Genomic DNA, 13,188 nt, shown 5'->3' with positions numbered 1-13,188 from the left:
CGCCCATGACGCCCCTTTTCAGTCCACGCGCCGAAAACGCAAGACCCGTCCTGTCAGACGGGCGCACGTGGAGCCAGTATCCATTCGGGGCAAACTGCCCCCGCGAATAGCGGCGGAAAAACTCCGGCCCCTGGCCGGAGTTCATCAATGACTACCATTTTAGCCGTTTTACAGAATTTTTATTTCGATGGCGTAATCAAAACCCATTGCGACTGGCCTGCACGCAAAACCAGCAAGGCTGCTGCTTTGGATTTATCCAAGGAAGCCACCATTTTAGCGTATTGATCCGGCGTCCCTACGTCTTTATCGTTGACACGCAAAATCAGGTCACCAGGCTGCAGACCGGCTTCACTGGCAGGGGCCGTCGCCTCTGTCACCTGAACCGCACTTTCCACGCCCAAACGCTTCAGATCAGCAGCAGGAACTGCCGTCACTTTCAAGCCAAAGGCATCGGCCGTGCTGGCAGCAGAACTGTCTTTCTCGTCCTTGGCGGCAGCAGCTGGGCTACTTGAGGGCATTTCTTCGACATCAATCTTGACGGTCTGCAACTTGCCCTTGCGCCAGATTTCCAGCGTGGAACTTTGACCTGGCTTGGTGCCTCCCACAATACGGGGCAGGTCTGTCATTTGATCAATGGTGCGACCGTTGAACTTCAGGATCACGTCGCCAGACTGGATACCGGCCTTGGCGGCAGGACCGCCCTCTTCCACGCTGCTGACCAAGGCTCCCTTGCTGTCTTTCAGACCCAGTGCGGTAGCGACATCATCGGCCACCGGAGTGATCTGTACACCGATACGACCGCGAGTCACCTTGCCATCAGACTTGAGCTGCTCGACCACGTTCATGGCTTCGTCGATAGGAATGGCCAGGGAAATACCCATGAAGCCACCGCTACGCGAAATGATCTGGGAGTTCACACCCACTACTTCACCATTCAGGTTGATCAGCGGACCACCGGAATTACCGGGGTTCACAGCCACATCGGTCTGAATGAAAGGCAGGTAGTCGCCGGTTTCACGGTTGATGGCGCTGACAATCCCGGAGGTCACGGTGGATTCCAGACCGAAGGGCGAGCCAATAGCCAGAACCCACTGCCCTTTCTTGAGCTGCTTGGAATCACCGATCACCATGGGCTTCAAATCCTTGGCTTCGATCTTGATCAGGGCAACGTCGGTGCGCTCGTCCGTCCCGATGATCTTGGCTGGATATTCCTTGCCATTGCTCAGCGTGACGAAAATGCCATTGGAGTCGGCTACCACATGGTTATTGGTCAGGATGTAGCCGTCAGCAGAGATGATGAAACCCGAACCCACACCACGTGGCACTGTGCGCTCTTGAGGCTGCTGGCCTTCATTGCCACCGCCACGCGGGCGCTGCGGTGCCATGCCGGGCGGCATGAAATCGGGCCCAAAGAACCAGCGGAACATATCATAAGGATCCGAACCCGGACCCATGGCGGGGGAGCGCACCCGGACCGCCTCGGTGGTACGGATATTGACTACTCCATCCTCGGTCTTGGCAACAACGCCAGTAAAGTCAGGCAGCCCCAGCGTCGTGCTCTGGACTTGCTCGGTTGTCGTGACAGGCTGAGCCTGCGCGTAAGCCATAGGCGCACCCGCCGCCAGCATCACGGCCGCCGTCAAGGCCGAGAGAACAGGAATACGCATTTTTTGACTCGATTTTTCCATTCAAAGACTCCTGGTGGACGATAGTCAATGTGTCCGGGATAGAGGGGTGAACTGGGTACCTTCCAGCAAGGCGCGCAAGGTCTGTACAGGTACGGCACCCGTGCTGGTCAACACATAATCATTAATGCGACTGCGGTACATATTCATGGAGCCACGGTGAAAGGCACCCAGGCTGTTTTCTTCTGCTTCAGGGGTCCCTACCTTCTCCAGAAACACGGAAATGGCAGCCAGACCATCAGACAACATCAAATGGGTAACCTGACGCCCCGCACGCATGGGCCGGAGCATTTCGGACCGCAAGGTAAAACCGGCAGGCATGGCCAGATGCCAACCCAGCTCGTTCAAATCTATTTTTCGTACTTCGGGTTCGACCACTTCCCACTTGCTGGGGTTCCAACTGGTACGCAGTTCCTGCAAATCCACCTGCTCGCCAAAGGCAACAGAGGCAAAAGCGATCTGATCCACTACCTCTTGTTGTGGGTCCAGAGTCTGCATTTTCAATAGCAAATGATGATCGGTATCGGCACACACGCGGTAGCCGTAACGCTGATCATCCTTGGGAACCAGCTCGATCAGGTCGCAAGGGCGACCGGCCACGCGCTCGCGCGATGGCAAGCGGCGCATATCGTAAAAATTGGGTAATTGGCTGACATCACCGACCAGAAAACTGGGAAAGCGTTCGTTTTCACGACGCTCGATCACCACCATTTTCTTTTCGGGAATCAGGCATTGGGTGACTTCGTTCTGACGCAGAAACTCACGCGGCTCGCCGTCCAGAATCTCCAGACGCTCGCGCTCGCCGGTACCATCAATAATGTGGACCAGTTTCATGGACTGGCTGGCCTGATCCTGGGTGTAAATAATGACCCCGGAGTAATCCAGGTCACGCGCCGCTTTATGGACTTTCTGCAACCAGGGCAGATCCAGGGGCTCCAGCCCGCTGGCATCCTGAGCCAGTACAGGTGTGCACAGCACCGCCAGAGAAAGGGCAAACAAGCCCTTATAAAGACGCGCCAAGCCCATCTGCGACGGCATACGTACAGACCTCATTGACCCAGGGCTCCACTTTCAAAGGAAACATGGCGTACCGGACCGGTACCAACAAAGTCGCGGTGCAAATCCGCGTAATCATTCCAGAGCTGATCATCCTGGGCGCTGGCCACCAGCGTGCCTGGCACGGAGTTCACCCCCATATAAGGCAGGCCCACCCACAAGGCGGCAGCCACGGCAGCCACCACGGCCAGGCCGCTGACACCGTAGCGCTGCACCAGGGGTCGTTTCATGGCATTCGGGGCGAGCACGGTAGGCTCTTCGTCAATTGCTTTGGACAGACGCGCGTAAAAGCGATCCGACGTACGGATCGCCAGCGCATCGGTACGCATGACGTCACCAATCAAATGGTAGGTATCCCAGACTTGACGCCCGTAGGGGGAGTCCAGTTCCTCGGGGCGTATTTCAGCCTCGCCATCCACCCAGGAAGACACGGCGGCCTCCCAGGCATTGAGTTGATCATCATCGGAATGGGATTTCAGGGCTTGCATCATCAATCCTTACCACCGTCGTTCACTATCTTCACCATCGAGTATGGGACGCAATTGCGCAGCAATGGCGTCACGGGCTCGAAAGATGCGTGAGCGTACAGTTCCTATAGGGCAGTCCATGGTCTGAGCAATATCTTCGTAGCTCATACCTTCTATTTCACGTAGCACGATAGCCGTCCGCAACTCTTCGGGCAGTGCCTGGATCGCTGTATTTACCGTTTCAGCAATCTGGCGACTGACCATCATCGATTCTGGCGTGCTTATATCGCTTAGGTTGTCGATTCGGTCAAAAGTTTCACCTTCTTCAGTTTCGACGTTCTGCAAAGTGTTGGGACGTCGAGCGGCCGAGGCCTGCCAGTTACGGGCCGTGTTGATCGCAATGCGGTACAGCCAGGTGTAAAAAGCACTCTCGCCCCGGAACTGGGGAAGAGCTCGGTACGCTTTGATGAAGGTTTCCTGAGCCACGTCCTCGACTTCAGACGGGTCACGTACCATGCGGCTGAGCAGACGCATGATTTTGCGCTGGTACTTAAGTACCAGCAGGTCAAAGGCTCGCTTATCCCCACGCTGAACACGTGCAACTAGTTCGGCATCGGTATCGCGTTCACTCATTAAGAATCCTTATTCTGAGCACGGACCTGATGAGACAGTCGGTTGGCACATAGAGACAAGGCCCACCAGTCCTGCTGCGACTGGGCGCGGCGCCATACGGTCACGGTACGGCAAGCCTTGGCGGGATCACGGCGCAAACGCAAGGTCATGAACCAGGCACAACGCCAGATCTGCTCTATTTGCACGGACTCCTTTGCTGCCCCCTCGCACTGCAAGGAGTATAGCCCTGCACGATGCGCTAGTGTAGCGCGCTCATTCCATGCCCCACGACTGCGAGCATACAAAAAATTAGCCCACAAAGCACCTGTCAATATTGCCAGGGCCCAGGGCCATTGCCAGCTAGACATTGTCCAGGCCAGGCCTGATGCGAGCAAGGCACAGACAAAAGCGCCCAGTCGGCGCACCGGAGCCGGAGCTCCGATCGACCAGGACTGGGCGTTACGAGTGGGGCAGTCCAGCTTAGCGAAGACGGCGTACCACCATCGAACCGTTGGTGCCGCCAAACCCGAAGGAGTTGGACAGAGCGACATCAATCTTCATGTCACGCGCCTGGTTGGCGCAGTAATCCAGGTCGCAAGCAGGATCCTGGTTGAAGATATTGATGGTTGGAGGCGAGATCTGGTTGTACACCGCCAAGGTGGTGAACACCGCTTCAATACCACCGGCCGCACCCAGCAGGTGACCCGTCATGGATTTGGTGGAGTTGACCACCAGCTTGTAAGCGTGATCGCCAAAAGCCAGTTTCAATGCTTCGGATTCGTTCACATCGCCCAGTGGCGTGGAAGTACCGTGTGCGTTGACGTACTGAACTTCGTCAGCGTTGATGCCACCGTTACGCAAGGCATTCATCACGCCACGACGCGGACCGTCACGGTCGGGCGAAGTGATGTGGTGAGCATCCGAGCTCATGCCGTAGCCGGAGAACTCGCCGTAAATGCGTGCGCCACGTTTTTTGGCGTGTTCGTACTCTTCCAGCACCAGTACACCAGCGCCTTCGCCCAGCACGAAGCCGTCACGGTCCATATCCCATGGACGCGATGCCGTTTCAGGATCGTCATTACGGGTGGACAGAGCACGCATAGCTGCAAAACCGCCAATGCCCAAAGGAGACACGGTGGATTCTGCGCCGCCGGCAATCATCACATCAGCGTCGCCATACTCGATCAAGCGAGCAGCGTCACCAATGGAGTGCAGACCGGTTGTACATGCCGACACGACTGCATAACTAGGACCTTTCAGGCCCAGGCCGATGGACAACTGGCCGGACACCAGGTTGACCAGGGAGCCTGGCACAAAGAACGGGGAAATCCGACGTGGACCCCGTTCCAGATAATCTTTTTGGGTTTCTTCAATGCGGGGCAAACCACCAATCCCCGAACCTACGATAACGCCCACACGCTCAGCATTGATGCTGTTGATATCCAGACCGCAATCCTTCCAGGCCTGCATCCCTGCCACCACGCCGTAATGGATAAAAGTATCCATCTGCTTGGCTTCTTTGGACGAAATGTATGGTGTTAAATCAAAATCCTTGACCTCACCCGCTATCTGGGCTGTTAGGGCCGAAGGATCGAAACGGGTAATACGCCCGATGCCCGAACGCCCATTGACGATGTTATCCCACGCGGTAGGAATATCGTTGCCGACCGGGGAAACAATACCCAGCCCGGTAATCACGACACGTCGTTTCACGGATGACTCCTAAACACAAAAAAAGCGGTTTAAAGGGAATAACTGCGTCTTGCAAGCTAAAGCCGCCGGGCACAGGCTACTCTCTGGAAACCGCTCTGGAGCGAGGGCGTGCACAATGCCGCCCACCCTCTTAATTGAACTTACTGCTTGCTGTGAGAATTGATGTAGTCCACAGCTTGCTGGACCGTCGTGATTTTCTCAGCTTCTTCGTCTGGTATTTCGGTTTCGAATTCGTCTTCGAGCGCCATCACGAGCTCGACCATGTCGAGCGAGTCGGCACCGAGGTCGTCGAGAAAAGAAGATTCGTTTTTGATCTCGGCTTCGTTAACGCCAAGTTGTTCAGCGACGATCTTCTTGACGCGCTGTTCGATGCTTTCCATGCAGATTCTCCAAGTTGGGAAAAATTCCCGCAAATTATAGCCAATCCATACTGCTAAGAGGGATAAGCTATGACAAAAAACGGCGTTCTTGTATGAGGCCCAACGTTATTCGTACAACGCCGGCTCAAGCAATAGGCCCCAAATAATCCCGCAATTTTACCTCAGCCGGGCGCGATGCCAAGCCTTACATGTGCATACCACCATTCACATGGATGGTGCTGCCCGTAATATATTGCGCTTGCGACCCGGCCAGGAAGGCTACCGCGTTAGCGATATCTTCGGCAGCGCCCAGTCGTCCCAGGGGGATTTGCGACAAAATTGCCGCCGACTGCTCAGGGGTCAGAGAGCGTGTCATGTCCGTATCAATAAAGCCCGGAGCGACACAATTAACTGTAATGTTACGGCTACCGAGCTCGCGCGCCAAGGCACGGCTCATGCCGGCCACGCCGGCTTTGGCAGCCGCGTAGTTGGCTTGACCGGGGTTACCGCTCTCGCCCACCACCGAAGTGATGCTGATGATACGGCCCCAGCGGGCTTTCATCATGGGGCGGATAACGGCACGCGACAGGCGGAACACGGCACTTAGATTGGTCTGGATAACGGCATCCCAGTCTTCATCTTTCAAGCGCATGGCCAGGTTGTCACGCGTAATACCGGCATTATTAACCAGAATGTGCGGGCCACCGTCTTCTTTGCTCAAGGCCGAGATCAGCGCTTCGCACGCAGCGGGGTCGTCCACGTTCAAAACATGGCCGTAGCTGCCGTTCTGATCCAGCACAGCAGAAATCGCCTGTGCGCCGGACTCGGAAGTAGCGGTACCAACCACCTTGGCACCACGTGCCATCAATTCTTTGGCAATCGCCTGACCGATACCGCGCGATGCGCCGGTTACCAGGGCAGTCTTGCCGCTTAGTTCCAATTCTTGCATTTATGCTCCCTCCAGGGCTTCCAAAGTGGCCTGCAAGGACGCAGGGTCGCTGATCGACAAGGCGACCAGATCACGGTCAATACGCTTGACCAGACCCGTCAGCACTTTGCCTGGACCACACTCGACCACGTGGGTGACTCCCTGGGCCTTCATGGCCTGGATGGTCTCAACCCAGCGTACGGGATGCCAGGCCTGACGGACCAGCGCATCTTTAATCTGTTCGGGGTCGGTAGGCGCGGCTACGTCCACGTTATTGATCACGGAAATAGCAGGCGTTTGCACTTGAACCGAGGCCAGAGCCTGGGCCAGCACAGCAGCTGCCGGTTCCAACAGACTGGAGTGGAAAGGAGCCGATACAGGCAGCACCAAGGCACGCTTGGCACCGGCCTCTTTAGCCAGCGCACATGCACGATCTACCGCTTCCACATTCCCGGCTATCACAACCTGAGCAGGCGCATTGTAGTTAACAGCCTGAACAATCTGCTGTCCCTCAGAGGCACGAGCACACACATCGCGCACTTGATCGTCATCCAGACCCAGCACGGCGGCCATGGTACCGACACCCACAGGTACGGCAGCTTGCATGGCATCGGCACGGATGCGAACCAGCGGAACTGCTTGTTCCAGGCTCAGAGCACCGGCAGCAGTCAGGGCCGAGTATTCACCCAGGCTATGACCGGCCATCACGGCAGGAGCGGGGCCACCAGCCTGAATCCAGGCCTGGTACATGGCCACAGCGCTGGCCAGCATGACAGGTTGAGTATTGGTAGTCAGGTTCAGAGCCTCGGCAGGCCCTTGTGCCATCAACTGAGCCAGATCCTGGCCCAGCGACTGACTGGCTTGTGCAATGGCTTGCTGTACGACAGCAGACTCGGCCCAGGCATCGAGCATGCCTACGGACTGCGAGCCTTGTCCTGGAAAGACAAACGCAATTTTCATGGTAGAAAAACCCAAAGAGATGAGGCGGTAATCCGGATCGCGCTACTTAGCAGCGGACCAGCACCGAACCCCAGGTAAAGCCGCCACCCACGCCTTGCAACAGCGCCAGATCACCGGCACGGATACGACCATCCCGGCGAGCGGCATTCAGGGCCAAAGGCACGCTGGCTGCCGAGGTGTTGGCATGTTGATCAACCGTGATAACCACCTTCTCGGAGGGGATACCCAGCTTACGACCTAGAAAATTGATGATACGAACGTTGGCCTGGTGCGGCACCAGCCAATCGATATCGGCCAGGGAAACGCCAGCCTGTTCGCAGACTTGAGTGGCCGACGCGGCCAAAGAGGTGACAGCCAGCTTGAACACAGCCTGACCGTCCATACGCAGGAAGGGATCACCCACCACCTGACCGTGCGAAACATTGCCTGCCGCGCACAAAATACCCATTTGGCTGCCATCCGCATTGAGCTGGGCAGCCAGAACACCGGGTTCATCGCTGGCTTGCAGAACCACAGCGCCCGCACCGTCGCCAAACAGAACGCAGGTAGAGCGGTCGTTCCAGTCCAGGATGCTGGAGAACACTTCGGCACCGATGACCAGCGCATTGCGCGCACGGCCGGCCTTGATCATGGCGTCGGCAGTCGTCAGTGCATAGACAAAGCCGCTGCACACCGCTTGTACGTCGTACGCGGCAGCGCCCTTGTTGCCCAATTCGGCCTGCACCAGACACGCGGTGCTGGGGAAAACGTAATCGGGAGTGGAAGTAGCCACCACAATCAGGTCCAGATCCTGGGCAGCAATGCCCGCATCTTCCAGCGCCTGACGCGCGGCCTGGGTCGCCAAGTGGCTGGTACGGACACCGGGATCGGCAAGATGACGCTGGTGAATACCGGTACGCTCGACAATCCACTGATCGGAGGTTTCGATACCCTTCTGAGCCAGCTCCACCGCTAGATCATCGTTAGACACAATCCGAGGAGGCAGGTAGCCGCCTGTACCGATAATCTTGGCAAATATCGTCATTTTATGTTCCCGATCAAGCCCGTTCTTATGAGGACGAGGGCTCTGAAGTATGGCGTGTATCTGGTTCGCCGCTTTGCTCTTCATGCAAGTTCACACTTTGCATGATGCGTTCGACTGCCTGGCTGGTACCGCTGAGCAGACCATTGAGCACCGCACCGCGGGCCCGTTGCAAAGCATAACCGAAAGCGTAAGCATCGGCAGAACCATGACTCTTGATAACAATACCGCGTAAACCCAAAAGGGCCGCACCGTTATGACGGCGATTATCCACCCTGTCACGGAAACGATTCAAGACAGGACGAGCCAGCAAAGCGGACACTTTGCTCAAGGGGTCACGGGTAAATTCGTCGCGCAGCATACTGCCGACCATCTTGGCCAGCCCTTCAATGGATTTAAGGACCACATTGCCCACGAAACCGTCGCACACGACCACGTTGACGGTACCTTTGCAGATATCGTCACCTTCTACGTTGCCGTAAAAATTCAGTCCGCTGGAGCGCAACAGTTCAGCCGCCTTTTTGACGACCTCGTTGCCTTTGATGACCTCTTCCCCAATATTGAGCAAGCCCACGGTGGGACGCTCATGGCGATCCACAATACTGGCCAGAGCAGATCCCATAATGGCGAACTGCAACAGGTGTTCTGCGGAGCAATCCACATTGGCACCCAGATCCAGCATGATCGTGGCCCCGCCCTTTTGGTTCGGGATGGACGTGGCAATGGCTGGGCGATCAATCCCATCCAGAGTTTTGAGTACGTAGCGCGAAATTGCCATCCATGCGCCGGTATTGCCCGCAGAAATGCAGGCATCAGCTATCCCGTCCTTGACGGACTGGGCAGCCACTCGCATGGAGGAGTCTTTTTTGCGGCGCAGGGCCACCTCGACCGAATCGGCCATGGTGACAACTTCGGATGCGGGAAGAATGTCGTACCAGGAGGTATCGACATTACCTTGCGCACGCAATGTTTGCTCGATGGCCTGAGGCTCGCCAACCAATAAGCAGTGCACATCCGGATAGCGCTTGGCAAAAAGCAGCGCTGCAGGGACAGTGACGGATAAACCGATATCGCCGCCCATGCAATCGATGGCAATACGTATTTTTTTGTTAGACATCAAGCATGCAACCTATGTTGCTTGCAACGACAAAGAGACTATTACTCGTCGTTCTTTGTTTTCAGCACTTTGCGGCCACGGTAGATGCCGTTAGGGCTGATGTGGTGACGCAGGTGCAGTTCGCCAGTCGTAGGCTCGATAGCCGTCGAAGGACCAGTAAGCGCGTCGTGCGAACGACGCATGTTACGCCGGGACGGGCTCTTTTTATTCTGCTGAACAGCCATGATGACTCCTGTAGATGGACAACCCCGAATAAATGGGTGCAGCCCGAAAAAATTAACGAATTAGTAACAAACAATCAAGACTTCTTGAGCGAGCCCAATACGGCAAACGGGGACGGCCGCTCAAAGGCGGACTCATCCAGGTCGTCTGACTTGGCTTCCATGGACAGCGACTGCGCGTCGGGACAAACCTCATGGCGCGGCACATAAGGCACGCTGAGAATCAGCTCGTCCTCGACCAGTCCCAGGACATCCAACTGGCCTTCACACAAGATGCGATCAGGACCTTCCGTATCGTCATCATCCAGCTCAAGTTCTTCCTCGGTTGCCACAATCTGTACTTCGTTGGAAATATCGATGGGCCACTCAAAAGGCTTCACACAGCGCTGGCATTCCAAAATGACACTACCTTTGGCCTGCACATGCACAAAACGACGCCGGGCAGAATCTTCCCGACCCGACACACTCCAGTCAATGCGCAAATCGCCTTGATCGGGCAAATCGGACACCAGACGAGACAAATCTTCCACCAGCACCTGACCCGACATTTCCTGAGGGGCTCGGGCTAGATTCAAGGTGTCGATATACTGTGTCGTCATAAGTATGCTTAGGGCATCAAACCAGGGTTTTACCAGGATCTGGAACCGCTTGTTTGTTCTGCTTTATTTATCGCTTTCGCTTGTTTGCTGCTTGCTTGTTTCACTGCCTTGGTATCGCTTGGGGGCTCTACCACTTTTTCTTGTACTGCTTTTTTTCCTGCCCCTCGGTATTGAAGCATGTAAAGCGCAGCTGGCAAACCGCCAAGCTAGCCCACAACCATTTCAATAACGAAGAAAACATTAGATAATACCGTGCTAAGCACAAGGCAGTCAAACCAAAGCACAGCTAAAACACACTATGCGTCTCATCCTTGCATCAAGCTCAGTCTATCGCCGCGCTATGTTAGCGCGTTTGGGCTTGCCTTTCACCTGTCAGTCTCCTGACATTGATGAAACCCCACTTCCCGCAGAGGCTCCCGCCCAGCTCAGCCTGCGTCTGGCGCGTGAAAAAGCCGCCCGTATCAGCCAGCTGAACCCAGGTGCCCTCGTGATCGGCTCCGATCAGGTCGCCACATCTGGCCAGGACGCTATTGGCAAGCCTGGCGATCATGCCGGTGCGCAGAAACAACTGCGTCGCCTGAGCGGTCAACACATCGATTTCCATAGCGCTTTATGCGTGACGGATGGCAAGGAATTTCTGTGCAGCGATATTGTTACCAATTGTCGTTTTCGCACATTGAGCGATGAAGAAATCGAACACTATTTACTGCAGGAAAAGCCGTATGACACCGCTGGCAGCGCCAAGGCCGAAAGCCTGGGTATTGCCCTGATGGAGTCCATGCGCTCGGACGACCCGACCGCTATCATTGGCCTGCCCCTGATCGAGCTGTGCACCATGCTGCGTCACTTTGGCTTGAACCCCTTGCGCCCCACCCTTTTGCCCCCTTCCGTTTAGGACTGATACGCCATGCCCCAAGCCGCCCCTTTGCACCTGATCCCCGTAGGCTTAAGTGAGAGCCCGATCAGCGGCTGGCTACCCGCCGACGTCAAGGCTTTGACGCGCGAACTGACCGTCTTTATTGCCGAGAACGCCAAAACCGCCCGTGCTTTCCTGAAACTGGTTGAGCCCGTGGTACCCCTGCAAGAAATCACTATTCACACGCTGGACAAGCGCGGCAATAAGCCCGGTGAAATGCGTGACTGGCTGAAAACAGCCCTGCAAGGTCAAGCCATTGGTCTGGTATCGGAAGCTGGCTGCCCCGCCGTCGCCGACCCCGGTGCGCTGGTGGTTGCCATGGCACACGAAATGAAGATCCCCGTGCGCCCTCACGTTGGCCCCTCTTCCATTTTGCTGAGCCTGATGGCCAGCGGCCTGGACGGTCAGCAGTTTGTATTCCACGGCTATGCGCCCGTGGATGGCGGCGCACGCGCCAAGCAGCTCAAACAATGGGAAAGCCAGTCCCAAGCCCTGAAACAAACCCAGATCCTGATCGAAACACCTTATCGCAATCAGGCCATGTACAGCACCCTGCTGCAGGCCCTGAAGCCCACAACACGCTTGTGCCTGGCTCGTGACCTGACTGGCTCGCGTGAATTGATCCAGACCGCCACAGTTGAACAATGGCGCGAGCGCCAGCCGCCTGCCCTGGACAAAACCCCCTGCATTTTCCTGTTTCTGGCTGGTCGTTAAGATGAAATCCCTGTCTTTTCTTGCACCCGCCTTGAAGCGCAGCGTTCAGATTGGTGTACTTAGCCTGACGGCCTTATTGGCGGCCTGTGGCAGTAGCGGTCCCTTCAAACTTGATGACAGCTATAGCGCTCAGGGCCAGAACAGCCGAGTGCGTTATCTGGTCATGCACTACACCGCCGGTGACCACGCCACGTCGTTAAAGGTGCTGACGCAACGTGATGTCAGCGCCCATTACCTGGTCAGCGACGAGCGCCACCCTACCGTCTACCGCCTGGTTCCAGAGGAACGCCGTGCCTGGCATGCAGGCCTGGGCTCCTGGTACGGTTTCACAGACCTGAACACCGGCTCTATCGGCATCGAAATCGTTAATATGGGCCGCTTGGCAGATGGTCGCTGGGCTCCGTATACGTCAGGGCAGATTGAAGCAATCAAAGCACTGCTGAAAGACCTGGCTCAACGCCATGGCGTGTCTGCCCGCAATATTATTGGCCACAGCGATGTTGCCCCACAACGCAAGCTGGACCCCGGCCCTCATTTCCCCTGGAAGGAACTGGCCCAAGCGGGCATAGGTCGCTGGTACAAGGAATCACAGGCCCGAGCACTGCAGGCGCAGTACGCCACGCGTCCCCTGCCCTCTGCCGCTCAAACCCAGGCCCTGCTGCGCAAAGCAGGCTACGAAACGCCTGACAGCGGCGTGTTCGACAAGGCCACACAAAACGTGATCGCCGCCTTCCAGATGCACTACCGCCCAGCCCGCTACGACGGCACTCTGGATGCCGAAACAGCCGCCATTCTGCAAAGCCTGGATTGATAAAAAAAC

Annotated in this window: 16 protein-coding genes; 3 read left to right on the top strand and 13 right to left on the bottom strand. The window is 56.4% G+C overall.

The features are described 5' to 3' along the window. Positions 1 to 179 precede the first annotated feature (179 nt). The 13 genes from U2949_RS01565 to U2949_RS01505 all read right to left on the bottom strand — a co-directional run bounded on the left by U2949_RS01565 (position 180) and on the right by U2949_RS01505 (position 10,738). On the bottom strand, positions 180 to 1,688 hold the full coding sequence (locus U2949_RS01565; RefSeq protein WP_026483098.1) for a DegQ family serine endoprotease: 1,509 nt from the start codon (positions 1,686 to 1,688) through the stop codon (positions 180 to 182). A gap of 24 nt (positions 1,689 to 1,712) precedes the next feature. Next, entirely contained in the window at positions 1,713 to 2,738 is a 1,026-nt protein-coding gene (locus tag U2949_RS01560; protein WP_230940648.1) for a MucB/RseB C-terminal domain-containing protein, read from the bottom strand. Next, positions 2,735 to 3,229: a sigma-E factor negative regulatory protein gene (locus U2949_RS01555; RefSeq protein WP_021446868.1), complete on the bottom strand. Its 495-nt coding sequence runs from the start codon at positions 3,227 to 3,229 to the stop codon at positions 2,735 to 2,737. The genes U2949_RS01560 and U2949_RS01555 overlap by 4 nt, the downstream gene beginning before the upstream one ends. A gap of 9 nt (positions 3,230 to 3,238) precedes the next feature. Then, on the bottom strand, positions 3,239 to 3,841 hold the full coding sequence (rpoE, locus tag U2949_RS01550) for an RNA polymerase sigma factor RpoE (RefSeq protein ID WP_009456579.1): 603 nt from the start codon (positions 3,839 to 3,841) through the stop codon (positions 3,239 to 3,241). Next, positions 3,841 to 4,026: a hypothetical protein gene (locus U2949_RS01545; RefSeq protein WP_257722797.1), complete on the bottom strand. Its 186-nt coding sequence runs from the start codon at positions 4,024 to 4,026 to the stop codon at positions 3,841 to 3,843. The genes rpoE and U2949_RS01545 overlap by 1 nt, the downstream gene beginning before the upstream one ends. Positions 4,027 to 4,300: 274 nt before the next feature. Beyond that, positions 4,301 to 5,533 carry a beta-ketoacyl-ACP synthase II gene (fabF, locus tag U2949_RS01540; RefSeq protein WP_021446869.1) on the bottom strand — a complete coding sequence of 411 codons (1,233 nt, stop codon included), beginning with the start codon at positions 5,531 to 5,533 and terminating at the stop codon, positions 4,301 to 4,303. 140 nt (positions 5,534 to 5,673) lie between these two features. Further along, entirely contained in the window at positions 5,674 to 5,913 is a 240-nt protein-coding gene (gene acpP, locus U2949_RS01535) for an acyl carrier protein (protein WP_003800961.1), read from the bottom strand. 184 nt (positions 5,914 to 6,097) lie between these two features. Next, on the bottom strand, positions 6,098 to 6,841 hold the full coding sequence (fabG, locus tag U2949_RS01530) for a 3-oxoacyl-ACP reductase FabG (RefSeq protein ID WP_026483100.1): 744 nt from the start codon (positions 6,839 to 6,841) through the stop codon (positions 6,098 to 6,100). Next, complete coding sequence (fabD, locus tag U2949_RS01525) at positions 6,842 to 7,780, bottom strand: ACP S-malonyltransferase (protein ID WP_021446871.1); 939 nt, start codon at positions 7,778 to 7,780, stop codon at positions 6,842 to 6,844. A 46-nt stretch (positions 7,781 to 7,826) separates the two neighbouring features. Then, complete coding sequence (locus tag U2949_RS01520; RefSeq protein ID WP_026483101.1) at positions 7,827 to 8,804, bottom strand: beta-ketoacyl-ACP synthase III; 978 nt, start codon at positions 8,802 to 8,804, stop codon at positions 7,827 to 7,829. Positions 8,805 to 8,829: 25 nt separating this feature from the next. Continuing rightward, positions 8,830 to 9,918 carry a phosphate acyltransferase PlsX gene (gene plsX, locus U2949_RS01515; RefSeq protein WP_009456590.1) on the bottom strand — a complete coding sequence of 363 codons (1,089 nt, stop codon included), beginning with the start codon at positions 9,916 to 9,918 and terminating at the stop codon, positions 8,830 to 8,832. Positions 9,919 to 9,959: 41 nt separating this feature from the next. Beyond that, positions 9,960 to 10,142, bottom strand: a complete 183-nt coding sequence (rpmF, locus tag U2949_RS01510; RefSeq protein WP_003800968.1) for a 50S ribosomal protein L32 — start codon at positions 10,140 to 10,142, stop codon at positions 9,960 to 9,962. A 74-nt stretch (positions 10,143 to 10,216) separates the two neighbouring features. Next, on the bottom strand, positions 10,217 to 10,738 hold the full coding sequence (locus U2949_RS01505) for a YceD family protein (protein WP_026483102.1): 522 nt from the start codon (positions 10,736 to 10,738) through the stop codon (positions 10,217 to 10,219). Between the two features lie 340 nt (positions 10,739 to 11,078). On the opposite strand from U2949_RS01505, the gene U2949_RS01500 reads away from it, so the two are divergent. Genes U2949_RS01500 through U2949_RS01490 form a run of 3 tightly spaced genes read left to right on the top strand, consistent with a single transcriptional unit; the run spans position 11,079 to position 13,179 of the window. After that, complete coding sequence (locus U2949_RS01500; protein WP_266140646.1) at positions 11,079 to 11,633, top strand: Maf family protein; 555 nt, start codon at positions 11,079 to 11,081, stop codon at positions 11,631 to 11,633. Between the two features lie 12 nt (positions 11,634 to 11,645). Next, positions 11,646 to 12,368: an SAM-dependent methyltransferase gene (locus U2949_RS01495; protein WP_321285769.1), complete on the top strand. Its 723-nt coding sequence runs from the start codon at positions 11,646 to 11,648 to the stop codon at positions 12,366 to 12,368. A gap of 1 nt (position 12,369) precedes the next feature. Continuing rightward, positions 12,370 to 13,179: an N-acetylmuramoyl-L-alanine amidase gene (locus U2949_RS01490; protein ID WP_080655476.1), complete on the top strand. Its 810-nt coding sequence runs from the start codon at positions 12,370 to 12,372 to the stop codon at positions 13,177 to 13,179. The last annotated feature ends 9 nt before the right edge of the window (positions 13,180 to 13,188 follow it).

The organism is Alcaligenes phenolicus (genome assembly GCF_032063905.1).
Taxonomy (GTDB): Bacteria; Pseudomonadota; Gammaproteobacteria; order Burkholderiales; family Burkholderiaceae_B; genus Alcaligenes; species Alcaligenes phenolicus.
The sequence above is the reverse complement of the archived record's forward strand: the minus strand, read 5'-3'. Positions and strand labels throughout refer to the sequence as shown.